Source organism: Alteriqipengyuania flavescens (assembly GCF_030406725.1).
Classification (GTDB): Bacteria; Pseudomonadota; Alphaproteobacteria; order Sphingomonadales; family Sphingomonadaceae; genus Alteriqipengyuania_B; species Alteriqipengyuania_B flavescens.
The window spans coordinates 2422502-2446038 of record NZ_CP129107.1 but is presented as its reverse complement, the minus strand read 5'-3'; the positions used below and the strand labels follow the sequence as shown (position 1 = coordinate 2446038).

At 65.0% G+C, this 23537-nt stretch carries 21 protein-coding genes and 1 tRNA gene; 16 read left to right on the top strand and 6 right to left on the bottom strand.

Going from position 1 to position 23537, the window contains the following annotated elements:
- The first annotated feature begins 24 nt into the window (after positions 1 to 24).
- The gene (locus tag QQW98_RS12505) at positions 25 to 1257 is read left to right on the top strand and encodes a L,D-transpeptidase family protein (protein ID WP_290135262.1); all 1233 of its coding nucleotides are present in this window, start codon (positions 25 to 27) and stop codon (positions 1255 to 1257) included.
- Positions 1258 to 1262: 5 nt separating this feature from the next.
- Positions 1263 to 1967 (top strand): M23 family metallopeptidase, encoded by a 705-nt coding sequence (locus tag QQW98_RS12500; RefSeq protein WP_290135261.1) that lies wholly within the window; start codon positions 1263 to 1265, stop codon positions 1965 to 1967.
- Here QQW98_RS12500 and QQW98_RS12495 read toward each other — a convergent pair.
- Positions 1964 to 2359: a hypothetical protein gene (locus tag QQW98_RS12495; RefSeq protein WP_290137063.1), complete on the bottom strand. Its 396-nt coding sequence runs from the start codon at positions 2357 to 2359 to the stop codon at positions 1964 to 1966. The two genes, QQW98_RS12500 and QQW98_RS12495, sit on opposite strands and share 4 nt — an antisense overlap.
- A 102-nt stretch (positions 2360 to 2461) precedes the next feature.
- On the opposite strand from QQW98_RS12495, the gene efp reads away from it, so the two are divergent.
- From efp to QQW98_RS12455, 8 genes are all read left to right on the top strand, one after another.
- Complete coding sequence (gene efp / locus QQW98_RS12490) at positions 2462 to 3025, top strand: elongation factor P (RefSeq protein WP_290135259.1); 564 nt, start codon at positions 2462 to 2464, stop codon at positions 3023 to 3025.
- A gap of 23 nt (positions 3026 to 3048) precedes the next feature.
- Positions 3049 to 3402: a hypothetical protein gene (locus tag QQW98_RS12485; protein WP_290135258.1), complete on the top strand. Its 354-nt coding sequence runs from the start codon at positions 3049 to 3051 to the stop codon at positions 3400 to 3402.
- 14 nt (positions 3403 to 3416) lie between these two features.
- The gene (locus QQW98_RS12480; RefSeq protein ID WP_290135257.1) at positions 3417 to 4235 is read left to right on the top strand and encodes an inositol monophosphatase family protein; all 819 of its coding nucleotides are present in this window, start codon (positions 3417 to 3419) and stop codon (positions 4233 to 4235) included.
- A gap of 73 nt (positions 4236 to 4308) precedes the next feature.
- A tRNA-Leu gene (locus QQW98_RS12475) sits at positions 4309 to 4393 on the top strand.
- An 81-nt stretch (positions 4394 to 4474) separates the two neighbouring features.
- Positions 4475 to 5857 (top strand): phosphotransferase family protein, encoded by a 1383-nt coding sequence (locus QQW98_RS12470; RefSeq protein WP_290135256.1) that lies wholly within the window; start codon positions 4475 to 4477, stop codon positions 5855 to 5857.
- A 26-nt stretch (positions 5858 to 5883) separates the two neighbouring features.
- Positions 5884 to 7128, top strand: coding sequence for an acyl-CoA dehydrogenase family protein (locus QQW98_RS12465; RefSeq protein WP_404800893.1), 1245 nt, complete (start codon positions 5884 to 5886; stop codon positions 7126 to 7128).
- Between the two features lie 119 nt (positions 7129 to 7247).
- Positions 7248 to 9047: an SLC13 family permease gene (locus tag QQW98_RS12460; RefSeq protein ID WP_290135254.1), complete on the top strand. Its 1800-nt coding sequence runs from the start codon at positions 7248 to 7250 to the stop codon at positions 9045 to 9047.
- A gap of 29 nt (positions 9048 to 9076) precedes the next feature.
- Positions 9077 to 10399 carry an amidohydrolase gene (locus QQW98_RS12455; RefSeq protein ID WP_290135253.1) on the top strand — a complete coding sequence of 441 codons (1323 nt, stop codon included), beginning with the start codon at positions 9077 to 9079 and terminating at the stop codon, positions 10397 to 10399.
- A gap of 6 nt (positions 10400 to 10405) precedes the next feature.
- Here QQW98_RS12455 and QQW98_RS12450 read toward each other — a convergent pair whose 3' ends face one another.
- The 3 genes from QQW98_RS12450 to QQW98_RS12440 all read right to left on the bottom strand — a co-directional run bounded on the left by QQW98_RS12450 (position 10406) and on the right by QQW98_RS12440 (position 12852).
- Positions 10406 to 10930: a hypothetical protein gene (locus QQW98_RS12450; protein WP_290135252.1), complete on the bottom strand. Its 525-nt coding sequence runs from the start codon at positions 10928 to 10930 to the stop codon at positions 10406 to 10408.
- A gap of 121 nt (positions 10931 to 11051) precedes the next feature.
- Positions 11052 to 11228, bottom strand: coding sequence for a hypothetical protein (locus tag QQW98_RS12445; RefSeq protein ID WP_290135251.1), 177 nt, complete (start codon positions 11226 to 11228; stop codon positions 11052 to 11054).
- A 25-nt stretch (positions 11229 to 11253) separates the two neighbouring features.
- Positions 11254 to 12852, bottom strand: a complete 1599-nt coding sequence (locus tag QQW98_RS12440; RefSeq protein ID WP_290135250.1) for an isocitrate lyase — start codon at positions 12850 to 12852, stop codon at positions 11254 to 11256.
- A gap of 158 nt (positions 12853 to 13010) precedes the next feature.
- On the opposite strand from QQW98_RS12440, the gene QQW98_RS12435 reads away from it, so the two are divergent.
- From QQW98_RS12435 to QQW98_RS12410, 6 genes are all read left to right on the top strand, one after another.
- On the top strand, positions 13011 to 14396 hold the full coding sequence (locus QQW98_RS12435) for a helix-turn-helix domain-containing protein (RefSeq protein ID WP_290135249.1): 1386 nt from the start codon (positions 13011 to 13013) through the stop codon (positions 14394 to 14396).
- Positions 14397 to 14450: 54 nt separating this feature from the next.
- A complete protein-coding gene (locus QQW98_RS12430) occupies positions 14451 to 14738 on the top strand; it encodes a hypothetical protein (protein ID WP_290135248.1) in 288 nt (95 codons plus the stop codon).
- A 131-nt stretch (positions 14739 to 14869) separates the two neighbouring features.
- On the top strand, positions 14870 to 16255 hold the full coding sequence (locus QQW98_RS12425; RefSeq protein WP_290135247.1) for a TIGR03013 family XrtA/PEP-CTERM system glycosyltransferase: 1386 nt from the start codon (positions 14870 to 14872) through the stop codon (positions 16253 to 16255).
- Complete coding sequence (gene prsK, locus QQW98_RS12420; RefSeq protein ID WP_290135246.1) at positions 16252 to 18348, top strand: XrtA/PEP-CTERM system histidine kinase PrsK; 2097 nt, start codon at positions 16252 to 16254, stop codon at positions 18346 to 18348. The genes QQW98_RS12425 and prsK overlap by 4 nt, the downstream gene beginning before the upstream one ends.
- Positions 18348 to 19712 carry a PEP-CTERM-box response regulator transcription factor gene (gene prsR / locus QQW98_RS12415; RefSeq protein WP_290135245.1) on the top strand — a complete coding sequence of 455 codons (1365 nt, stop codon included), beginning with the start codon at positions 18348 to 18350 and terminating at the stop codon, positions 19710 to 19712. The genes prsK and prsR overlap by 1 nt, the downstream gene beginning before the upstream one ends.
- 37 nt (positions 19713 to 19749) lie before the next feature.
- A complete protein-coding gene (locus QQW98_RS12410; RefSeq protein WP_290137062.1) occupies positions 19750 to 21504 on the top strand; it encodes a tetratricopeptide repeat protein in 1755 nt (584 codons plus the stop codon).
- Here QQW98_RS12410 and QQW98_RS12405 read toward each other — a convergent pair.
- Entirely contained in the window at positions 21501 to 22571 is a 1071-nt protein-coding gene (locus tag QQW98_RS12405) for a DUF475 domain-containing protein (RefSeq protein WP_290135243.1), read from the bottom strand. The two genes, QQW98_RS12410 and QQW98_RS12405, sit on opposite strands and share 4 nt — an antisense overlap.
- A gap of 9 nt (positions 22572 to 22580) precedes the next feature.
- Positions 22581 to 23453: a 3-methyl-2-oxobutanoate hydroxymethyltransferase gene (gene panB, locus QQW98_RS12400; RefSeq protein ID WP_290135242.1), complete on the bottom strand. Its 873-nt coding sequence runs from the start codon at positions 23451 to 23453 to the stop codon at positions 22581 to 22583.
- Positions 23454 to 23537: the final 84 nt, after the last annotated feature.

Here is a 23537-nt window from a genome sequence, read left to right as displayed (position 1 = left end):
CCCGACATTCGAGGGAGAATACCAATGCGTTTCCTGATCGCAGCAGCGCCCATTGCCCTGCTTGCCGCATGCGGCCTCAATGGCACCGACGGCGAGGCCGACACGGCCGATACGACCACGGCAGATTCCGAAGCGACCACGTCCGACAACGAAGCCGACACGATGGCTTCGAACGATCCGGCCAAGGGCGAAACCTATGACGCGGACATTCCGGACAGCGAGGAACGTCCGATCATGCAGGCGCAGGTCGTGCTCGACCGACGCGGGTTTGGGCCTGGGGTCATCGACGGCAAGATGGGCATGAGCACGGAAAACGCGCTGAACGGTTTTCAGGAGGCCAACGACCTCGAAGTGACCGGCAAGCTGGACGAAGCGACCAAGACTGCGCTGGCCGAGTGGTCGAATATCCCGGCAACCCGCGTCGTCACCATTCCCGAAAGCTGGGGCGAACAGAATTACGAGGATATGCCCGACGATGTGGCGGAAAAGGCGGAAATGAAGCGCCTCGGCTACAACTCCATCGACGAGCGACTGGCGGAGCGGTTTCACACGACAGTGGCCGTCCTCAAGGAACTGAATCCCGGCGGAAAGCCAGCGACCAGCGCCGAGGCGACGACCGGCACCGAAGCCAGCGCGTCGGCCAGCCCGAGCGCATCGGCCAGCCCCACCACATCGCCCAGCCCATCGTCGTCCGCCAGCGGGGCAAGCGAGAACCAGTCCTACTTTACCGCCGGCCAGCAAATCCGCGTGCCGAACATCGGAGCCGACCGCATCGCGCCAGGCTCGATCAAGGATGCAGGCTGGAAGCAGACGCTCGTCTCGCTCGGCGTGGGCAGCGACCAGCCGGAAGTCGACCGCGTGGTCGTCAGCAAGGCCGGCAAGACGCTGAAAGCTTACAACGGCGAGAAGCTGGTCGCGATGTTTACCGTCAGCTCCGGCTCGAGCGAATTCCCGCTGCCGCTGGGCGAGTGGGACATCGTCGGTGAGGCCTACAACCCCCCGTACAAGTACGATCCCGAAGTGCTTGGCAACGAAGACAGCGACAAGGGCACCTACACCCTGCCGCCGGGGCCCAACAGCCCGGTCGGGGTCGTGTGGATCGACCTCAGCAAGGAGCATTATGGCATTCACGGAACGCCCGATCCCGAAACCATCGGCCGCGCTCAAAGCAGCGGCTGTGTACGGTTGACCAACTGGGATGCAGCGCGGCTCGCCGGCATGGTATCGCAGTCGACACGAGTAATTTTCGAGGCCTGATTCGGATGAAAGCTGCCGAGCGACTGCTTACCATCGTCATCACCGCCACGCTGACTTCGGCCGCGTGGATCGTGTTCGGTGGCAGCATCCTCGGCGGCGATTTCCTGGCCGCGAATTCGAGCACCGATGCCGAGGTGCCGAGTGCGCGGGAAACTGGGACCGGCGATGCCCAGGAGCCGGCCGTGGCCGGGGCGGAAACGCGGACCCAGTCGCTCAACCTGGAAGATGCGGTCCAGATCGAGCAGGGTGCAATCGACCAGTTGATGATTCCCGTTCTTGGGGTGAGCGCAACCCAGCTGACCGATACGTTCGCGGATGCGCGCGACGGGGGCGATCGCATTCACGAAGCCATAGACATCATGGCGGAAGAAGGCACGTCCGTGCTCTCCGCCGCGCCCGGCCGGATCGAGCGGCTATTCGGGTCCGATGCCGGAGGGAACACGATTTACGTTCGCTCGGAAGACGGGCAGACGATCTATTATTACGCCCATCTCGACGAATATGCGCCGGGCCTGCGCGAAGGCCAGCGCATCCGCCGCGGCCAGCGGCTTGGCACGGTGGGTTCGAGCGGGAATGCCGACCCATCTGCGCCGCATCTCCACTTCGCCATCATGCGGACGACGGAGACGGCCAAGTGGTGGGAGCCCGCCAATGCGATCAATCCCTATCCGCTGTTGGCGCAGGGAGCGCGCGGCAGCGAGGCGCGCTAACGCCGGAGGCAGCGCAGCCGGCCGGGCGTGCCGTTTGCGTCGATTTCCTTAAGGAAGCCGCTACCCATCACGGCAAACCGGCTGCCCTGCATCGGGCCGCTGGTCATCCGTACGCGATTGCCGCGCATCAGGTAGGTGCCGCTGGCGCCCCCGGCCGTGTAGGTCGACGAACCTGTGACCGCGAAATCGCGATCTGGCTGCCGCACGCCCGCACGGCCCGCAGCATTGCCCGGAAGTTCGCAGTGATAGGTGCCCGTCGGCAGGGTGCCGATCGCACCGCCTGAGCTTTGCGCGAGCGCAGGTGCCGCCGTCAGGGCGGCGAACGCAAGTATGGGTGTCCAGAGTTTCTGCATTTCACATGCCTTGTACCGCATCCAGCCTGTGCTGGCCATGAACAAGCGCATCGGCCATCCGCGCGCCGTGCTTGCCGCCAATGCGCGAAAGGGCTAGGGCGCGCGCCATATCCGCAAATCTTAGCACGAACGGGCTATCCCATGAAAATCAGCGGCGTGGACATTCGTCCCGGCAACATCCTTGAATACGAAGGCGGCATCTGGAAAGTCGCGAAGATCCAGCACACCCAGCCCGGCAAGGGCGGGGCCTACATGCAGGTCGAGATGAAGAACCTGCAGGACGGCCGCAAGACCAATGTGCGCTTCCGCAGCGCCGACACGGTCGAAAAGGTGCGGCTCGACACGCGCGAATACCAGTACCTCTATGCCGAGGCCGACATGCTCGTGTTCATGGACAAGGAAAGCTACGAGCAGATCAACCTGCCGTCCGACCTCCTAGGCGATGCGGCGGAATTCCTGGAAGACGGCATGGACGTCCAGTTGGAGCTGTGGGAGGAAAAGCCGATCTCCGTCCAGCTTCCCGACCAGGTGGAAGCCACCATCGTCGAGGCCGATGCCGTGGTGAAGGGGCAGACCGCTTCCTCCAGCTACAAGCCGGCCATGCTCGAGAATGGCGTACGCGTGATGGTGCCGCCGCATATCGAGAGTGGTACGCGCATCGTCGTTGACGTGTATGAAAGAACCTACGTCGGAAAGGCCGGCTGACACGGCATAGCAAGGGGGCCGCAATGGGACAGGTGACGCATCCGAAGCTCGTGAATATCGATTTCGAGCGCAGTTACATCACCAGCGTCATCTATGATGATGAGTCCCTGACGCTGGAAATGGATTTCCTCTTGCAGGAAGCCCATTCGAAATACGCCGCGCCCCAGCAGGAAGGCGAGGGGCGTTTCAAGCCCGGCTTCATCCGCTTCAGCGCGCTGGAGGACTTGCGGCTCGCCAAGGCCAAGCCCGCAGCGGGCAAGGAAGTCGATTACAGCGACATCTACGAAGCGACGATCGACGGAAACTACGTCCACATCCACGGCGGGTGGGGCGAAATCGAATTGACCGCGCAATCGATCCAGGTTGCGTTCGACTGAACGGGAATTTCTGAATGGCTGCCCTATCCGGCCTTATCCGCGTAATGGAACGTGCCGCGCGGCGCGCAGGTGGCCGCCTGCGCCGCGACTTCGGCGAAATCGAGCACCTGCAGGTGAGCCGCAAGGGGCCCGCCGATTTCGTGTCCAAGGCCGACCGAATGGCCGAGCGCGCGCTTTACGACGATCTGCTGCAGGCCCGGCCGGGCTGGGGCTTCGTGCTGGAAGAAGCCGGCACCATCGAAGGCGAAGCCGACAAGCCGCGCTGGATCATCGATCCGCTCGACGGAACGAGCAACTTCCTCCACGGCATCCCGCATTTCGCCATTTCCATCGCGGTGCAGGAACCGCGGCTTGACGGGAAGGGCTGGGGCGATGTCATCGCGGCAGTGGTCTACCAGCCGATTACCGACGAGACTTTCTGGGCCGAGAAAACCCGCGGTGCATGGCTGCACGACGGGCGCCTACGCGTGTCCAGCCGCAACCGTCTGTCGGAAGCGCTGATCGCCACCGGCATGCCGTTCCAGGGACACGGCGATTTTGCGGAATGGGCGCGCATCTATGGCGCGATCGGGCCGGAAGTGGCAGGTATCCGCCGCTATGGCGCAGCTTCGCTCGACCTCGCCTGGCTGGCCGCCGGGCGTTTCGACGGGTTCTGGGAAAGCGGCCTCAACGACTGGGACACGGCGGCGGGTTGCCTCTTGGTGCGCGAAGCGGGCGGTTTCGTGACCGACTACCGCGGCCGCAGCGAGCCGGTCCATGCAAAGCAGGTGCTGGCGGGCAACGACCGCCTGCATTCGAAGATGCACAAGTTGCTGGCGAACAGCCTGAAGTAAGATGCTTGCGGGGCGGCGGCGGCACCGCTAGTCACCCGCGCGCACTGTGTCGGCCTCGCTCGGCCCCTGATGGGCCTCTGTGGCGGAATTGGTAGACGCGTTCGACTCAAAATCGAATTTCTTCGGAAGTGCCGGTTCGAGTCCGGCCAGAGGTACCACACAGTCGCGCCCCGTCTGTCCGCACAGGTTTTAATTGACCGGTTAAACGCGCTCGGCCACTTTCCCGTACGGGAGAGAGCATGGACGACGCCGAGTTCCGGGCACAGCTGACCGATTTCTGCCGCGCCAATTTCGGCGAGGGCGAGCTCGCGCGCTGCGAGCGGCTATCCGGCGGGGCCAACATGGCAAGCTGGGCTTTCGACTGGGGCGGCCGGGAATATATCCTGCGGCAGCTGCCGGAAGGTGCTGGCCATGTCGAAGGCGAAGGGGCGCTGTCGCTCGGGGCGCAGGCCGAGCTCATCGAAATTGCGCGGCGATCTGGCGTGAAGGCGCCAGCGGTGGTCGCGCGGCTCTCGGTTACGGATGGACTGGGTCAGGGCTTCGTGATGGACCGCGTCGCCGGCGAGACTATGCCCCACGCCATCCTCGGCCAGTCACGTTTAAAGGCTGCGGTCGAGGAGTTGCCTGGCGACTGCGCGCGCGAACTTGCGGCCATCCATGCGATGGACCTGGCGGGTTTACCCGGCGAAATCGTCGCCCGCACGCCGTCCGAACGGATCGAGCTTCTGGTCGCCGATTACGATGCGCACGGCGGCGCAATCCCCGTCTACGATGCGGCGGCAGGGTGGCTGCGCGAGCATTGTCCGGAACCGGCTGAAACCGTCCTGCTGCATGGAGATTTCCGGATGGGCAACCTCGTCGTCGACGAACGCGGGATTGCGACCGTGCTCGACTGGGAGCTCGCGCATATCGGCGATCCGCTCGAGGACCTGGCTTATCTCTGCACGCCAAGCTGGCGGTTCGGACACTGGGAAAAAGAGGCCGGCGGCTTCGCCTCGCGCGAGGAACTGCTGGAAGCCTACTGGCGCGAGAGTGGCCGAACAGTTTCGCGCGCGCGGTTCGACTGGTGGCTGCTCTACAACACCCTGTGGTGGGGCGTCTGCTGCCTGCGCATGGGGCAAAGCTGGCGCGACGGGAGCATGCGCATGCTTGAGCGACCGATCATCGGGCGACGCGTCTCGGAAGTGGAAATCGACCTCCTGTTATTGCTCGAACCGCATCGGGGCGCGAGCCGTCCCCTTTCGTGGGCCGAACCGGGAGCTGCGGAGTACGACGGCGAAAGCCACTACGGCGAACTGCTCGCCGCCTTGCGAGAGCGCGAAAAGGCTCGCTTGGGCGATGCCACTGGCCATTCACGGTTCGACGCGCTGATGGCGATCAACGCCCTCGGCATGGCGCAGCGGCAGGCAGAGCTCGGTCCGGCCTTCAGCACCGCGCACGATGCGCGGCTTGCGGCGATGGTCCGGAGCAAGGACCGGCTCCCTGCGCAACTGCGCGCCGACTGGACGCTGCTGCGTGACGATGCCGTGTGGGACCACTTGCGGCTTACCGCCATGGAGCGCCTGACTATCGACCAGCCGAAATATGCCGGCCTCGCGGTGGCGAAGGAGAGATGGACGTGAACCCGTTCGAAATCCCGCAATCGATCATGGATTACCTCGCCGAACTCGACGCCTTCATCGAGGCGGAAATCAGGCCGCTGGAGCAGCAGGACGACAACATTCGCTTTTTCGACCACCGCCGCGAGCACGCGCGGACGGCTTGGGACAACCAGGGCCTGCCCCGCAAGGAATGGGAAGACCTGCTCCGCGAAATGCGCCGCCGCGCCGATGCAGCCGGTCATTACCGCTTCGCCCTGCCGGAAGAATACGGCGGCAGGAACGGCAGCCACTTGGCCATGGCCTGCATCCGCGAACATCTCGCCGCGCGCGGGCTCGGCCTGCACAACGACCTGCAAAACGAAAGCAGCATCGTCGGCAATCTGGTCCAGCCGCTGATGGTGCGCGACTTCGGGACCGAAGAACAGAAAGCCGAATTCATTCCCGCCATGCTGCGCGGGGAGATGCTCTGGACCTTCGGCCTGACCGAGGAAGACCACGGCAGCGATGCCACGTGGATGGACACGCGCGCGGTGCGAACCGCGCGTGACGGCCGGCCGGGCTGGCTCATCAACGGCAACAAGATGTGGACCACCGGCAGTCATGCGGCGACGCATTGCATGGTCTTCGCACGGCATTCGGGTGAGGAGGGAGATGCCAAGGGCATCGGCTGCTTCATCGTGCCATACGATGCGCCGGGGGTCGAAATCGGCGAATATTTGTGGACCTTCAACATGCCCACGGACCACCCGAGGCTCTCCCTCACCGACGTCTGGCTCCCCGACGATGCCGTGCTGGGCGACGTCGATCGGGGCCTCGCCGCCGCGCAACATTTCGTGCACGAGAACCGCATCCGGCAGGCAGCAAGCTCGCTCGGCGCGGCGCAATATTGTATCGACGAGAGCGTGAAATATGCGAAAGAGCGCAAGCCCTTCGGCAAGCCTCTCGCGTCCAACCAGGCAATCCAGTTCCCGCTGGTCGAATTGCAGACCGAGGCCGCGATGCTGCGCCAGCTGATCCATGCCACCGCCGCCGCCATGGACACGATGCCGAAAACGGAGGTAGCGCGGCGATTGTCCGACAAGGTGAGCATGTGCAACTACCGCGCCAACCGACTCGTATGCGACGCGGCCGACCGCGCCATGCAGGTGCACGGCGGCCTTGGCTATTCGCGCCACAAGCCGTTCGAGCATATCTACCGCCACCATCGCCGCTATCGCATCACGGAAGGCAGCGAGGAGATCCAGATGCGCAAGATCGGCGGGGTGATGTTCGGCTATATCGGGGTGGAATGACCGGAATTCGCCGCTTTTCCGCGTGATTGCCTCTTGTGCGAAGGTGCTCCGCTGGTGCATTCGTGGGGCATGGACCTGCTGATTGACAGCGGCGCACGGCGCCAGAGCGCGCTTTACCTGTGATCGAAGCCCCATCCTACCACGCGATGGCCGCGATGGCCGTAACGATCGCCATGTTCGTCGCCTTCGTGCGCGGCAAGATGTCGATCGAGATCGTCTCGCTGCTGACCATCGCGGTCATCGCCGTCGGCCTCTATTTCTTCCCGCTGGAGGGCACGAGCCCGACCGACGGGCTGGCGCTCGCGTTCGGCGGCTTCGGGCACTACGCGCTCATCACGATCTGCGCCCTGATGGTGATGGGGCGGGGACTGGTGGTGACCGGTGCGCTGGAGCCAGCGGCGCGGTTCCTGGAAAGAGTGTTCAAGGCGAACCTGCAGGTCGGCCTGCTGGTTTCGCTGGTGGCGACCTTCGTGCTGTCGATGTTCGTCAACAACACGCCGGTCCTGGTCCTCCTGATCCCCATATTCGTGGCGCTGGCGCAGCGCGGGGCGATGCCGGCTTCCAAGACGCTCATTCCGCTCAACGCGGCATCGCTGCTCGGCGGGCTGGCGACGACCATCGGGACCTCGACCAATATCCTCGTGGTTTCGATTGCCGTGGATCTCGGTATGCGGGAGATGGGGGTGTTCCATTTCACGCCCATCGTGCTCGGCGCGTCGCTGATTGCACTGCCTTACATCTGGCTGGTGATGCCCCGACAGCTGCCGGACAACCGCGTGATCGACGAAACCGAAAAACGGCGCTTCCATGCCCGCCTCAGGATCGGGGCGGACAGCGCTTTCGCAGGCCAATCGGTGGCGGACATCCTGCCGCGCTTGCCACAGGACATCCGTTTCCACGACGATGTAACCGGCCCGCTACAACCCCAACAGCGGCTGCATATCTCCGGATCTCACGAAGCGCTGGAGGATGCGATGCGCGTCCTTCAGGGGGAGCTTGCGCCGGCCTGGGTGCTCGACCGCATCCGCCGCGATGCCGCTTCCAACGGCAAGGACATCCTCGCCGTGGAAATGACCGTTACCGCCGATTCGCGGCTCATCAGCCGCACATTGCCGACGTCCGGCGTCGCCGACCTTTACGGCGTCGCGGTCCTTGGCATCCACCGGCCCGAACGATTGATCGGCGCGCGGCAGGAATTCAGCGAAGTCGGCGACCAGCGCATCGCGGAAGGCGACGTACTGCTGGTGATGGGCCTGCCGGAAGACCTGCAGAATTTCGCCTCGACCGACAGCCTGCTGATGCTCGAAGGCGCGCGGGAAATGCCGCGCAAGTCGAAAGCGTTGCTGTCCGCCGTGATCATGGGTGTGGCGGTGTTTACGGCATCGGTCGGCATCTTCCCGATCGCCATTTCCGCGCTGGCAGGCGCGATCCTGATGTTCCTTACCGGCTGCGTGAAGTTCGACCGCGTGGGCCGTGCCTTGTCCGGCCAGGTCATCGTGCTCGTCGCCGCCAGTATCGCCATCGGCCGGATCATCCTCGACAGTGGTGCGGCCGGGTGGCTGGGCGAAGTCCTCTCGGCCGGGCTGCAGTACCTGCCACCTGCCGGAATCATCGCGGCGATCATGCTGTTCGTGACGATGCTCACCAACTTTGCATCCAACGCGACGGCGGCGACGGTTGGCACGCCGATCGCCTTCGCCATTGCCGCCCAGCTCAACCTGCCGGCAGAGCCGCTGGTGCTGGCCGTGCTGTTCGGTTGCAACCTGTGCTATGCCACGCCCATCGCCTACCAGACGAACATGTTGATCATGGGCGAGGGGTCGTATGTTTTCGCGGACTACATCCGCACCGGGGTGCCGCTGGTTCTGATCATGGTTACCTCGCTGTCGGTCTTGCTGGCGCTGAGTTACGGGATGTAGGCGCGGTTTTCTCGGAGAGGGGAATTGTCATGAAATCGCTTTTCGCACTGGGCGCGGCAGCGCTGGTCCTCGCACACGGTCCCGCCTCTGCAAACGACTTGCGCACGGACCTGGCCGAAGACATGCCGGCGCTGATGGAGCTTTATCGCGACCTTCATGCCAATCCCGAACTCAGTTTTCAGGAGGTGCGCACCGCGGCCAAACTGGCCGCCATGATGCGCGACATGGGCTTCGAGGTTACAGAGGGCGTCGGACGCACCGGGGTGGTTTCCGTGATGCGCAACGGCGACGGACCGGTGGTCATGATCCGCGCCGACATGGACGGGCTGCCGGTGACCGAACAGACCGGCTTGCCATTCGCCTCCACCCGGCGGGGTACGCCGGGTTCGGGCGTCGAAAGCGGGATCATGCATGCCTGCGGCCACGACACGCACATGACCGCCTTCATCGGTGCGGCGCAGCTACTCACCGAACGGAAAGACGATTGGTCCGGCACGCTGGTGATGATCCTGCAGCCGGCCGAGGAAACCGGCGAGGGTGCCAAGGCCATGCTCGAAGACGGGCTGTTCGAGCGCTTCCCCAAGCCCGACTATGCGCTGGCGATGCACGATGCGGCGCAGTTTCCCGCCGGTATGATCGGCTATGCCCCGGGTTTTGCGCTGGCCAGCGTCGACAGCGTCGACATCACGGTGCGCGGGATCGGCGGGCACGGAGCCTATCCGCAGACGACCAAGGATCCGGTCGTCCTTGCAAGCTCGATCGTGATGAAGCTGCAGACGCTGGTCAGCCGCGAATCCTCGCCGCTCGATCCCGCCGTGATAACGGTCGGCAGCTTCCATGCCGGGACCAAGCACAACATAATCTCGGACGAGGCGAAGCTGCAGTTGACTGTGCGCAGCTATTCCGACGAATCCCGCCAGCTGCTGCTCGACGGCATCGCCCGTATCGCCCGCGGAGAGGCCATTGCCGCCGGCATTCCGGACGAGCTGATGCCGGTGGTCGAAATGGCGGACGAGTTCACGCCGTCCACGTATAACGACGTCGATTTTACCGAGGCCACGATGGCCGCGTTCCGTACGCGCTTCGGCGAGGATCGTGTGATGCAGGTCCCCTCCGTCATGGGCGGAGAGGATTTCGGCCGCTTTCGCCGTTCCGACCCCGACTCCATCCAATCGCTGATCTTCTGGGTCGGCGGCGTGCCGATGGCGGAATTCCTTGCTGCGAAAGAGAACGGGACGGCCCTTCCATCGCTGCACAGTCCCTTCTGGGCGCCCGATGCGGAAAAGGTGATTGCAACCGGCGCGGAAGCGCTTGCGGCAGGCGCGTTGCGGCTGATGCCCAAGGGCAGCTAGGAGCGCTTAGCCCGGCGCATCTCCGCCGCTGCCGTAGTCGGCGCCGCCGGAACGCTGGCGGGATTCCTCGGCCATTTGCGCGGCATTTCTCTGGCGGTCGGCTTCTTCCTGTTCAGGATCGCGGCCGATCTGCTGGAGGAGGCGGATTTTCTGCCTATCGGAAAGCGCGTTCCATTCCGCGCGTGTGAGACCCAGCTTGGCCAGGGTCGCATCGTCGATATCGACGCCCCCGCCACCGCGTGCCGACACGCCCCCGCTGCCGTAGGGATTGCTGGTCGATGCTCCGGCCGCGCTGCCCCAGCCATCGTCGCTGGTGGGCATGGACTGGAAGATAGGGGCGCGCTTCACCACCCGAATTTCGCCGGACTTCTGGGCCTCCGCGCGCTCTTTGGCCAAGGTCTCCACCGCAGTGGCGCGCCCTTCCTCGCCATCCGCGATCAGCGCGATGACGAGCGTGATAGCAACCGTAGCCGCAGCGAAGTGCTGGTAGATCCGGAACTTGCCCTTGTTGGGTTGCTTCTTGCGCACCATGATGCGGGAGCGAATAGCGCGGAAGGGTTAACGATCCCGGCGCGGCGGATGGTTACGAAAATGTGGCGGCCGCCGAGCGCTTTGCCCGACGACCGCCGTCTCCTCCCCAGGAGATGGTTGGTTAATTGTAGGTGCCGAGCCGGTGATGCAGGTCGGTAATCTTGCGGAGGGTGGCCTGGTCCTCGATCGCCTTGGCGTGGCTTTCCAGCGCAGCGCGCAGCAGCTTGAAGTCGGCGGTGGAGAACAGCGCCCGTGCGCGGGCCGGTTCGCTCGTCGGCTTGGTTTCTGTGTCGGTCATCGTGTCTCTCCTCGATGGGCTGCGCTTACGCAGCCTCGAATTGGTTCATCGTGTTGTCCTTGCCGCCGGCCTTGAGGGCCGCTTCGCCGGCGAAAGCTTCCTTGTGATCGTCCCCGATGTCGGAGCCGGCCATGTTCTGGTGCTTCACGCAGGCGATGCCCTGGCGGATTTCCTCGCGCTGGACGTTCTTGACGTAGCCCAGCATCGCCTGGTCGCCGAAGTACTCCCTGGCCAGATTGTCGGTGCTCAGCGCAGCCGTGTGGTACGTCGGCAGCGTGATCAGGTGGTGGAAGATACCAGCCCGCTTCGCCGCGTCGCGCTGGAAAGTGCGGATCTTCTCGTCGGCTTCGGCTGCCAGGTCCGTACCGTCGTAATCCACGCTCATCAGGCGGTCGCGATCGTAGCCGCTCACGTCCTTGCCGGCTTCTGCCCACGCATCGTAAACCTGCTGGCGAAAGTTCAGCGTCCAGTTGAAGCTGGGCGAGTTGTTGTAGACCAGCTTGGCATTGGGCACGACCTCGCGAATGCGATCGACCATGCCTGCGATCTGTTCGATGTGCGGCTTTTCGGTCTCGATCCAGAGCAGGTCGGCGCCATGCTGCAGCGAGGTGATGCCGTCGAGCACGCACCGGTCCTCACCCGTTCCGGCGCGGAACTGATAAAGGTTGCTCGGCAGGCGCTTGGGCCGCAGCAGCTTGCCTTCGCGGCTCAGGAAGACGTCGCCATTGCGGATGTCGGCAGGGTCGACTTCCTCGCAGTCGAGGAAGCTGTTGTACTGGTCGCCGAGGTCGCCTTCTTCCTTGGTGTAGGCGATCTGCTTGGTCAGGCCGGCGCCCAGGCTATCGGTTCGGGCGACGATGATACCGTCGTCGACGCCGAGCTCCAGGAAGGCATAGCGGATGGCGCGGATCTTCTGCAGGAAGTCCTCGTGCGGCACGGTAACCTTGCCGTCCTGGTGGCCGCACTGCTTCTCGTCCGAAACCTGGTTCTCGATCTGCAGCGCGCAGGCGCCCGCTTCGATCATCTTCTTGGCGAGCAGGTAGGTCGCTTCCGCATTGCCGAAACCGGCATCGATGTCGGCAATGATCGGGACGACGTGCGTTTCGTGGTTCTCGATAGCGGCCTCGAGGCGCTTGGCTTCCATCTCGTTACCGCGTTCACGCGCCGTGTCGAGGTCGCGGAACAGTCCGCCCAGTTCGCGGGCGTCGGCCTGCTTGAGGAAGGTGTAGAGTTCCTCGATCAGTGCGGGGACGCTGGTCTTCTCGTGCATCGACTGGTCGGGCAGGGGGCCGAATTCGCTGCGCAGGGCCGCGACCATCCAGCCCGACAGGTACAGGTAGCGCTGCTTGGTCGTGCCGAAATGCTTCTTGATGCTGATCATCTTCTGCTGGCCGATGAACCCGTGCCAGCAGCCCAGCGACTGGGTGTAGTTCGCCGGATCGGCGTCATAGGCTTCCATGTCGCGGCGCATGATCTTCGCGGTGTATTTCGCGATGTCGAGGCCGGTGGCGAAACGGTTCTGCAGGCGCATCCGCGCTGCCGATTCAGCATCTATGGCACTCCACGGGCTGCCGTTCGCGCCAATGGTCTGGCCGAGTTCGTCGATTTTCGCCTGGTACGTCATAGTCGTTCTCCAAAGGGGAGGCGGCGGGCGACCGCTGCCGTTGGAGCCAATATTGCGGTCATGAGCCCGCAATGACAGGGAAAGTGACAAACTATCTTGTCGGCATGGGGTCAATCGTGGCAATATCTTTGTAACACTGTAAGGATATTGACAAACGAATGAGCGAGACCTCCATCCTTGCCGGCGCGGCCCTGCGCCGCTTGCGCAAGCGCGAAGGGCTGACCCAGGCTGCCATGGCCGAGCGGCTTGCCATTTCGGCCAGCTACCTCAACCTGATCGAACGCAACCGGCGGCCGCTGACCGCGCGAACGGTCCTCAGCCTCGTCGACGAATTCGATTTCGACCCCCGCACCTTGACGCAGGACGAAGCGGTCGGCGGTATCGACGGCATGCGCCGCCGCCTCGCCGACGCGCGTTTCGCCGATCTTGCCATCGACCGGGAGGACATCGTCGAATGGCTCGCCGCCGCGCCGCAATCGGCAGTGGCATTCGCCCGGCTGTTCGACGCGGCCGGCCAGGCATCCGGCGATGGGGCGCCGACCAGCGAACAGCTCGCGCGGCGCGAAATCGAACACTGGCGCAACCACTTCGCCGATCTCGACCAGGCGGCAGAGGAACTGGCCGATGAGGTCCGCCTGTCGAGCCAGGATCTGGGACAGGGCCTTGCCGAGCGATTGCGGCAGCGCCACCAGATGTCGGTACGCATCCTGCCGGGCGATGTCATGCCCGACCGCTTGCGCCGGCTCGACCTCCACGCCCGCCAGCTGCAACTGTCCGAAATGCTGCTGCCCGCAAGCCGGAATTTCCAGCTGGCCCTGCAAATCGGGCTGCTGGAACAGCGCGAGACCATCCGCTCGCTCGCGGCAGGCGGCGACTTTACCGACGAGGCCGCGCGCCGACTGTTCGAGCGTCACCTGCAAGCTTATTTCGCCGCTGCGGTGCTGATGCCTTACGACCGCTTCGTGCGGGCGTGCGAGGCGACGGGCTACGACCTGCCCATCCTTGAGCGCCGCTTCAACGTCGGCTTCGAACAGCTCGCCCACCGGTTGACGACCCTGCAGCGCGTCGGACGGCGCGGCCTGCCGTTCTTCATGGCCCGCATCGACCGGGCGGGCCAGTTCTCCAAACGTTATGCCGGGGCGAGCGGGACCCTGTTGCTCGATGCGCCGGCCAGTTGCCCGCTGTGGACGGTACACCGGGCTTTCGAGCAGGGCCACGCCCTCGTTACCGGCCTCGTCACGCTGGAAGGAAGCGGCGCGGGGCAGGGCACGTGGTTCACCATGGCGCGCACTGTCGCAGTGTCGGGCGCCCGGCCCGACGCCGGACAATTCGCGATCGTGCTGGGTATCGAAGCCTCGCTCGCCAAGAACCTCGCTGCGGCCCGCGGTCTGGCGCTGGATGAAGGCGCCGCCGTGCCGATCGGCCTTGGCTGCGTGCAATGCCACCGCACCGATTGCCGGCAGCGATCCCTGCCGCCGCGCGGCGTCGCGTTGCAATTCTCGGAACGGGAGCGCGGCCTCACGCCGTTCCATTTCGGCGTCTAGGCGGGAACTGCATCATCCCGATGGGAGTTTTCCTTCTCATCAGGGAGTTACACAATGACTGAAGAACGTATCACCGAAACCCGCGACGATGCGGGCAACACCCACACCACGCACACGGTGGTCCATGACGATGCGCCGCGCCGTTCGGGCGGCGGGATGATTTTCCTCATCATCCTCATCGCCATACTCGCAGTGGGCGCCTTCCTAATCTTCAACCAGACCAGCAATTCGGAAATGGCTGCCAACGAGGCCGTTACGGATGCAGCCAACAGTGTCGGCGAGGCCGCCAATTCTGCGGGTGAAGCTATCGACAATGCTGCCGACCAGATGGACGGCGAGTAAACGCGGCATTTACCTCCGCATCCGGTGATTTGCGCGCGTCTGGCAAAATCGTGTAAAATTTACCGACATTAAACGCCTTCGCCCTAAGCCGGGCCCTGCCGCAATCCCGCGGCGTGGGGCCGGCCGGAGCGATGATCCGACTATTCAAGCACTACATTCCGCATGCGGTGCTGCTGCTGTGGCTGCTCGACCTTGCGCTGCTGCTCGCGGCGGGAGAGGTCGCGTGGCGGCTGCGCACCCTACAGATCGACGTCGATAGCGGGCCCATCGGATCGCGCTTCGGCGTGATGTCGCTCTTCGTCGGATGCGTGAACCTCGCGATGATCGCGGTGGGCGTCTACGGCGCCGACGCGCTGCGGTCGATGCGCTATGCTGGCGCGCGTCTGCTGGTGGCCGTGAGCCTCGGCGTCCTGGCGCTGTCGTTTCTAGATTTCGTGATGCCCGGCACCGCGCCGTGGCGCAGCGTGCTGCTTTACGCCATGTTCCTCGCGATCGTGGCGCTGGTCATCAACCGGCTCGTCATGGGCGCATTGCTCGGCAACCACGCGTTCCGGCGGAGGGTCCTGGTGCTCGGTGCGGGAAAGCGGGCACAGCGACTGCGCGAGCTTGGCCGCAAACCGGAATCGGGCTTCGCCATCGTGGGCTTCCTCAAGATGACGGACGGAGAAAAGATCGTCGACGAGGCGATCCCGCGCGAAGCGATCCACGACCTGAGCCAGTTCGTCCAGAATCTGGGCGTCAGCGAGGTAGTGCTCGCACTGGAAGAACGCCGCAATGCATTGCCGTTGAAAGACCTCCTTCGCGTAAAGACCGCGGGCGTCCATGTGAACGACTTCTCGACCTTCGTGGAGCGGGAGACGGGCCGCGTCGATCTCGACACGGTCAATCCGAGCTGGCTGATCTTCTCCGACGGCTTCAGTTCGGGCCGCGCCCTGTCGAGCGCCGCCAAGCGCGTGTTCGACATCGCGGCGTCCAGCCTGCTGCTCCTCCTGACTTTCCCGCTAATCGCCGTGTTTGCCCTGCTGGTCAAAATCGACAGCAGGGGCCCCGCCTTCTATCGCCAGCCGCGCGTCGGCCTGTTCGGGCAGCATTTCGACATTATCAAGCTGCGCTCCATGCGCACCGATGCGGAAAAGGACGGCGTGCAATTCGCGCAGGCCGCCGACCCGCGCGTGACCCGGATCGGCAAGTTCATCCGCAAGGTCCGCATCGACGAACTGCCGCAGACGTGGAGCGTGCTCAAGGGCGAGATGAGCTTCGTCGGACCGCGCCCGGAACGTCCGAACTTCGTTGCCGAACTGGAAGAGCAGCTGCCCTATTATGCGGAGCGGCACATGGTGAAGCCCGGGATCACCGGGTGGGCGCAGATCAACTACCCCTATGGCGCCAATCTGGAGGACAGCCGGCACAAGCTGGAATACGACCTCTATTACGCCAAGAACTACACCCCTTTCCTGGACCTCCTCATCCTGTTGCAGACCCTGCGTGTCGTCCTGTGGAGCGAGGGCGCGCGATGAGCCTTTCCGCGCTCTTCTGGCCTTTCGTGGGTTTTTACGGACACCTCGTGGCGGCGGTTGCCTGCGCGCTGGTCGCCTTTTGGTACGGACGCGGGACAGCGGCACCGGGCAAGGCGCGCAAGGCAGTGTCCTTCGCCCTTGGTATCACCGCCTTGTGGTGCGTCCTCGTGGCGGCGACCGGCCCGTTCTCGGCCATCGCCGCATTGAGCGAGACAGCACGCAACCTTGCATGGCTGTGGGTAGTACAAGCCCTGTTCGCGAGCGACGGGCGGGACGAGACCGCCCAGCTGGTCCGTCCGGTCCTGGTGGTGCTGTGCGTGGTCGAGACCCTCCAGCCGGTCCTGCTGGTCGTCGCCAGCAACTGGAGCGCCTATCCTGAGGTGCTGGCGTTGACGCAGCAGGTCTCTTCGCTGTTCCGCCTGCTGGTGGCGGTGGGCGGACTGGTGCTGTTGCACAATCTCTATGCCGGTGCCGCGCCGAGCACGCGCAGCGCCCTTCGCTGGCCGGCCGTGTCGCTTGCCGCGCTTTGGGCATACGACCTCAATTTCTACACCATCGTCCACCTCGTGGCGGAGCCGCCGGTTGAGCTGGCGGCGCTGCGCGGCCTGTTCGTGTCGATCGTGATCATCCCGCTGGCAATCGGCGCGACCAAGGCAGGCAGCGACCGGCCTTTCAAGCCATCGCGCAAAGTTGCCTTCCAGACGCTGTCGCTGATGGTGATCGGGGCCTATCTCGTCTCGATGGTCGTGATCGCGCGCGGCATCGCCACTTTCGACGGCAACCTCGCGCGGCTGACGCAGGTCGGCTTTACAGTCATCGCTGCGCTCGTCGCGCTGCTCTGGCTGCCGTCCTCACGGATGCGCAAGTGGCTCAAGGTCACGGCGACCAAGCACCTGTTCCAGCACCGCTACGATTACCGCGAAGAATGGCTGCGCTTCACCCGCACCATCGGCCGCGACGACGAGATGGCAAGCCTGGAAGAGCGCGTGGTGCAGGCCATCGCCGACATCACCGACAGTCCGCGCGGCCTGCTGGTCATGCCGGGCGAGGACGCGGCACTGTCGCTGGCGGCAAGCTGGCGCTGGCCGGGCGTGGCCGTGCCGGCCGAGGCGTTCGACACCGCCGCCGCGCGCTTTTACGAGGACAGCGGGTTCATCGTCGAGCTTGACGAAGTGCGCGATGGCCGCAGCCGCCACGGCGAGGATGCGCATGTCCCGGCCTGGCTCGACGAACTGGCTCCCGCCTGGGCGATCGTGCCCCTGATCCACTACGGCCGGTTGATCGGCCTCGTCGTGCTGGCCCGGCCCGACGGGGAACGCAATCTCGACTGGGAAGACCTCGACCTGCTGCGCGTGGTCGGCCAGCAGTCCGCCAGCTATCTCGCCGAACAGAGCGGGCAAAAGGCGCTGCTGGAAGCGAGTCGGTTCGACGAGTTCAATCGCCGCATCGCTTTCGTGATGCACGATATCAAGAACCTCGCCAGCCAGCTCGGCCTGCTCGCGCGGAATGCGGAAAAGCACGCCGACAATCCGGATTTCCGCGCCGACATGCTGGTTACCTTGCGCAACAGCGCGGACAAGCTGAACGGCCTCCTTGCAAGGCTCGGGCGCTATGGCCAGGGCGGCGAGGCACCGCTCGCGCCGGTTTCGCTGGGCCGGGTTGCGGGCGATATCGCGCGCCGGTTCCAGTCGCAGCACCCGGTCACCTTCATCGCCGGCGGCGAGGTTCAGGTGCTGGCCCAGGCAGAAGCGCTCGACCAGGCGCTAACGCACCTGGTGCAGAACGCCATCGATGCCTCGGAAGCGGAAGCGCCGGTCTATATCAAGGTCTCGCAGTCGGGCTTGCAGGGCGAGCTTGAAATCGTGGACCAGGGCAGCGGGATGACTGCGGACTTTATCCGCCGCGACCTGTTCCAGCCCTTCCGTTCGTCAAAGAACGACGGCTTCGGCATCGGTGCTTTCGAGGCGCGCGAACTGGTCCGCGCGATGGGTGGGCAGCTGACCGTCGAATCCCAACCCGATCTCGGCGCGCGCTTCTTCGTGCGCCTGCCGCTTGCCGCAACCGGCTCGCTATCCAAGAAGGAGGTGGCCTGATGGCCGAGGACAAACCGCGCCTGCTGATCGTCGAGGACGACGAGGGGCTGCAAGCCCAGCTGAAATGGGCTTACGAGGATTTCGATGTCACGATCGCCGGCGACCGGGCGAGCGCCCTTGCGGCGCTGCGGGCGGAAGAGCCTGCGGTCGTCACGCTCGACCTGGGCCTGCCTCCCGATCCCGACGGCACGACGGAGGGTTTCGCGATCCTTGACGCGATCCTGTCGCTCAAGCCCGACACGAAAGTTATCGTCGCCAGCGGCCACGGCGCGCGGGAAAGCGCGCTCCATGCCATCCAGCGCGGGGCGTATGACTTCTACCAAAAGCCGATCGATATCGAAGCGCTCGGCCTGATCGTGCGGCGCGCTTTCAACCTCCACCAGCTTGAGAGCGAGAACGCGCGGCTCGCCAGCAAGTCCGACGAGGGCGAAACGGTGCTTGGCGGGCTCATCACCGCTGCGCCGGAAATGGTGAAGGTTGCCCGCACCATCGAGCGCGTGGCCAACACTTCGATATCGGTCATGCTTCTGGGCGCGAGCGGGACGGGCAAGGAATTGCTGGCGCGCGGTGTGCACGATTCGAGCGACCGCAAGGGCGGGGCATTCGTCGCCATCAATTGCGCGGCAATCCCGGAAAACCTGCTCGAGGCCGAGCTCTTCGGGCACGAGAAGGGCGCGTTCACCGGCGCGGTCAAGACGACCGAGGGCAAGATCGAACTGGCCGATGGCGGCACGCTCTTCCTCGACGAGGTGGGCGACATTCCGCTGCCCCTTCAGGTGAAACTGCTGCGCTTCCTGCAGGAACGCACGATCGAGCGGATCGGCGGGCGCAAGTCGATCTCCGTCGATACGCGCATCGTGTGCGCGACGCACCAGAACCTCGAAGAAATGATCGCCGACGGGCGTTTCCGCGAAGACCTGTTCTACCGCCTCGCCGAGATCGTTGTGAAGATTCCGACGCTGGCCGAACGCCCGGGCGATGCGACGCTGCTCGCCAAGGCTTTCCTCAAGCGGTTTGCGGCCGAGATGAACCCGCAGGTGAAAGGTCTCGCCAGCGATGCGCTCGCCGCCATCGACGCGTGGCCGTGGCCGGGGAATGTCCGCGAGCTGGAAAACCGCTTGAAGCGTGCGGTCATCATGGCGGACGGCAAGCTCATCCATGCCGAGGACCTCGATCTTGAGGCCGGGGACGAGGAAGATGCGCTGCCGCTGAATATCAAGGCCGCGCGCGAGGAGGCCGACCGAAAGGTCATCCGCCATGCGCTCGCCCGCAGTGAAGGCAATATCTCGAATACGGCGCGCCTGCTCGGCATCAGCCGCCCGACGCTCTATGACCTGCTGAAGCAGTACGACCTGCAAAGCTGAGGCGGTGCGGTCGCGGGCGCTCCTTTTCGCGGCACTCTTGTGCGTCGCCCCTGCCGGCCTCGCCGCGCAGGGCGGCGAGGCCTTGCGGCAGGCCGAGGCTGCGCTGGTGCGCGGAGATGCGGTGTCGGCGAAGATTGCGCTCGAACATGCCGCGTCGGCGGGCGCGTCCGCCGCCGATCTCGCCGCCCTTCGCGGCGAAGCGGCGCTGATGACGGGCGACATGGAAGAGGCGCGAAAGTTCCTGTCTCCCGCCAGGCTTTCCGGCACTTACCGCGTCAGGGGCCTGCGTGTCCTTGCCCGGCTCGAGCAGGCGGAAGGTAACATTCCAGCGGCCGCGAATGCGCTCGAACTGGCGCTCAGGGCGGGCGGCAACAAGGCCGACATCTGGACCGACGTTGCGCGGCTGCGTTACGCTGCGGGCAACCATGCGGGCGCGTTCGACGCCATCGACTATGCCGCCGGGTTGGACGATGCTGGCACAGGCACGCTGCTCTACAAGGCGCAATTGGTCCGCGATGGGCAAGGCCTGCGATCCTCCCTCCCATGGTTCGAACGCGCGGTCGAGCTTGCGCCCGATGACGCGACCGCGCTGGGCGAATACGCGGCGACGCTGGCAGACATGGGACGCGCGACGGATGCCGTGACGGTCACCCGGCAAATCCTTGCGCGCGACCGGCGCAATCCACAGGCGTTCTTCATCCAGGCGGTAGTCGCGGCGCGCGCGCAGAAGCATGGGCTTGCCCGGCGGCTGCTGTCGCGAGCGGGTGACGCGCTGGAGAACCGGCCGGCGACGTTGCTGGTCGGCGGGCTGCTCGAGAACCGGGGCGGCGCGTCACGCCTTGCGACGGAGCGCCTGTTCGACCTGTTCGAAATCGCGCCGGACGTAGCAGCGGCGGAACTGGCCGATGCGTTGCTGGTGGACGGTGAGGGGGTAGAACTGGCCGCGCGCTTCGAAGGCGACGTTGCGGTTCGCCAGGCAAGCCCGGCCCTGGCATGGCGCCTCGTGAGAAGCGCGGAGCAACAAGGCGACGTGGCAGGCGCTGCCACCGCCTTCGACACGGCGGCGCAGTGGAACTGGGGCGGGGCGGTCCGGCGGGGGAGCGGCGCGGCGATCGGCAGGCTTGCCGCCGCCAGTGCAGCAAGCCCGGGCCAGATCGACACATCCACGAACTACATCCGCGCGCTGGTGGCGGGAAGGCAACCCGCGCGCGCGCTGGAGGTCGCCCGCGAACTCGGTCGCCGCCATCCGGGCAATTTCGATGCGCGGCTTGCGTTGGGTGACGCGGCCTTGGCGAGCGGAAACGCGGCTGAGGCCGTGGAGGCCTACGCCGCTGCCGCCGCAATCCGGCGCGGGCCGCAACTGGTCCGCAAGCTTGCGCTGGCGCATCTCGACAACGGCAACGCCATGGCTGCCAAGGCGGTGCTGGCCGACTACATCCGCGAATACCCGCTCGATCGCGATGTCCCGACCTTTCTCGGCACGCTTCTGGTGCGGGAAGGCGATGCAGGCGGCGCCGCGGCCTTGCTCAAGGCCACCTGGCCCGAAGCGAGGCGCGACCCGCTGGGCCTCTGCCGCCTCGCCTGGGCGCAGCTTTACGCAGGGGACGGGGAGGCTGCCTTGCGCAACGCGCAAACCGCCTACCGGATGCAGCGCAGCAGCTTGCCTGCCGCGATGGTGCTGGCGGCTGCGCTTGAGGAAGCTGGCGGGAACGCCGACACGGTTCGCGCCCTGCGCGCCAAGGCCGGCGACCTATCGGTCGACGAGGCCCTGCGCCCGCTGTTCGCGCTTTAGGCTTCTGCCGTGCCTGTGTCGGCGCGCGCATCCTTGCGGTTGTGCCGGATCGACCACCACAGCGACAGGCCGATGAGCACTGCTCCGATCAGGCCGGTGATCGTCTCCTCGATATGGATGACGGGGCTGACGAGCATGATCGCGCCAAGCACGATAATCGCCCAGAAGGCGCCGTGTTCGAGGAAGCGATACTGCGCCAGCGTGCCTTGCTTCACGAGGTGGATGGTCATTGAGCGCACGAACATAGCGCCGACCGACAGGCCGAGCGCGATGACGATCATGTTGTTCGACAGGGCGAACGCGCCGATCACGCCGTCGAAGCTGAAGCTTGCATCCAGCACTTCGAGATAGAGGAACCCGCCCGCGCCCGAGCGCACGATTTCGCCGGCCGCTTTCTTGCGCGCTTCCGACTGTTCGATAATCGCGCCCAAGGCATGGACGCCGATAAACGTCGCGAGGCCGAGCATCGATGCGGTGAGGAAGGTGAGCGCCTCCGCATCCGGCAGGAAAGTCGAGATCGCATAGACCAGGATCAGGACGAGGCCGATCTCGGCTGCCGGAATGCTGGAGATCTTGGCGATCCGTCGCTCGATGGACCGGATCCAGTGCACGTCCTTTTCGCCATCGAAGAAGAAGGTGAGGCCGACCATGGCAAGGAAGGCACCGCCGAACCCCGCGATGCCGATGTGCGCGCCCTGGACAATCCGCTCGTATTCCACCGGATCGTTCAGCGACAGCTGCACTGCCTCCAGCGGGCCCAGGTTTGCGGCAATGGCGACGATGGCGATCGGGAAGACAATCCGCATGCCGAACACGGCGATCAGGATGCCCCACGTCAGGAAGCGGCGCTGCCAGACCGGGTCCATGTCGCGCAGCACGGTGGCGTTGACCACGGCGTTGTCGAAGCTGAGCGAAACCTCCAGGATCGACAGGACGATGACGATCCACAGGATCGACAACATGCCGCCCAGCGTGCCGGTGCTCGACCAGCCGTACCAAGCGGCCAGAACGAAGCAGATCGCCGTGAAGGCGAGCGAGAAGGTGTAGAACTTCAAAAGCGTCTTCATGAATGTCGCTCAGGCCTTGGGCTGGTAGGTCTGCTCTTCGCCGGGGAAGCTGCGGGCGCGGACTTCCTCGGCATATTGGGCGGCGGTCTGCTCGATGGTTTCGGCGATATTGCCGTATTTCTTCACGAAGCGCGGCACCCGTTCGAACATGCCGAGCATGTCTTCGGTGACCAGAACCTGCCCGTCGCACTGCGCGCTCGCGCCGATGCCGATGGTGGGGCAGGCGACGGATTGCGTCACCTCGATTGCGATCGGCTCGACCACGCCTTCGACCACGATGGCGAATGCGCCCGCTTCGTCGAGCGCCTTGGCATCTGTGACGATCTTTTCCGCTTCCGCATCGCTGCGCCCGCGCGCCATGTAGCCGCCCAGCATGTTGACCGCCTGCGGGGTCAGGCCGACGTGGCCCATTACCGGGATGCCGCGCCGGGTGAGGAAGGCGACCGTTTCCGCCATCGCCTCGCCGCCTTCCAGCTTCACCGCCGCCGCGCCGCTCTCCTTCAGCAGACGGGCGGCGCTTTCGAAGGCTTGCTGCGGGCTTGCCTCGTAAGCGCCGAACGGCATGTCGACCACCACAACGGAATGATACGACCCGCGCACTACGGCCGCGGCATGGTTGGCCATCATGTCGAGCGTGACCGGCACGGTGGAAGGCAGGCCGTAGATGACCTGCCCCAAGCTATCGCCCACCAGCAGGAGGTCGCAATGCGCGTCCAGCAACTGCGCCTGTCGCGCGGTATAGGCGGTCAGCATCACGATCGGTTCTGCCGTCGTCCCGTCCACCTTGCGCTGCCGGATGCGCGGCACGGTGAGGCGCTTCATCGGCGCCGGAGTAGGGTTGGCGCGCGATGTCGAAGTGTCGATCTGGAAGGTCGTGGACATGGCCGTCTTCTAGCGAGGTGGCGGGATAGCGCAAACCGCGCCCTTCCAATGCGGCGGAAAAATTGCAAAGAGGCGCGCAACAAA

What these genes read in the sequence shown, in the direction of transcription:
- prsK (WP_290135246.1), top strand. Translation starts at nt 16,252, where the DNA reads ATGAGCCTTTCCGCGCTCTTCTGGCCTTTCGTGGGTTTTTACGGACAC.
- panB (WP_290135242.1), bottom strand. Translation starts at nt 23,453, where the DNA reads ATGTCCACGACCTTCCAGATCGACACTTCGACATCGCGCGCCAACCCT.
- QQW98_RS12455 (WP_290135253.1), top strand. Translation starts at nt 9,077, where the DNA reads ATGAAATCGCTTTTCGCACTGGGCGCGGCAGCGCTGGTCCTCGCACAC.
- QQW98_RS12425 (WP_290135247.1), top strand. Translation starts at nt 14,870, where the DNA reads ATGATCCGACTATTCAAGCACTACATTCCGCATGCGGTGCTGCTGCTG.
- QQW98_RS12435 (WP_290135249.1), top strand. Translation starts at nt 13,011, where the DNA reads ATGAGCGAGACCTCCATCCTTGCCGGCGCGGCCCTGCGCCGCTTGCGC.
- QQW98_RS12450 (WP_290135252.1), bottom strand. Translation starts at nt 10,930, where the DNA reads ATGGTGCGCAAGAAGCAACCCAACAAGGGCAAGTTCCGGATCTACCAG.
- QQW98_RS12500 (WP_290135261.1), top strand. Translation starts at nt 1,263, where the DNA reads ATGAAAGCTGCCGAGCGACTGCTTACCATCGTCATCACCGCCACGCTG.
- QQW98_RS12485 (WP_290135258.1), top strand. Translation starts at nt 3,049, where the DNA reads ATGGGACAGGTGACGCATCCGAAGCTCGTGAATATCGATTTCGAGCGC.
- QQW98_RS12470 (WP_290135256.1), top strand. Translation starts at nt 4,475, where the DNA reads ATGGACGACGCCGAGTTCCGGGCACAGCTGACCGATTTCTGCCGCGCC.
- QQW98_RS12480 (WP_290135257.1), top strand. Translation starts at nt 3,417, where the DNA reads ATGGCTGCCCTATCCGGCCTTATCCGCGTAATGGAACGTGCCGCGCGG.
- QQW98_RS12445 (WP_290135251.1), bottom strand. Translation starts at nt 11,228, where the DNA reads ATGACCGACACAGAAACCAAGCCGACGAGCGAACCGGCCCGCGCACGG.
- QQW98_RS12405 (WP_290135243.1), bottom strand. Translation starts at nt 22,571, where the DNA reads ATGAAGACGCTTTTGAAGTTCTACACCTTCTCGCTCGCCTTCACGGCG.
- QQW98_RS12465 (WP_404800893.1), top strand. Translation starts at nt 5,884, where the DNA reads ATGGATTACCTCGCCGAACTCGACGCCTTCATCGAGGCGGAAATCAGG.
- QQW98_RS12440 (WP_290135250.1), bottom strand. Translation starts at nt 12,852, where the DNA reads ATGACGTACCAGGCGAAAATCGACGAACTCGGCCAGACCATTGGCGCG.
- efp (WP_290135259.1), top strand. Translation starts at nt 2,462, where the DNA reads ATGAAAATCAGCGGCGTGGACATTCGTCCCGGCAACATCCTTGAATAC.
- QQW98_RS12505 (WP_290135262.1), top strand. Translation starts at nt 25, where the DNA reads ATGCGTTTCCTGATCGCAGCAGCGCCCATTGCCCTGCTTGCCGCATGC.
- QQW98_RS12430 (WP_290135248.1), top strand. Translation starts at nt 14,451, where the DNA reads ATGACTGAAGAACGTATCACCGAAACCCGCGACGATGCGGGCAACACC.
- QQW98_RS12495 (WP_290137063.1), bottom strand. Translation starts at nt 2,359, where the DNA reads ATGGCCAGCACAGGCTGGATGCGGTACAAGGCATGTGAAATGCAGAAA.
- prsR (WP_290135245.1), top strand. Translation starts at nt 18,348, where the DNA reads ATGGCCGAGGACAAACCGCGCCTGCTGATCGTCGAGGACGACGAGGGG.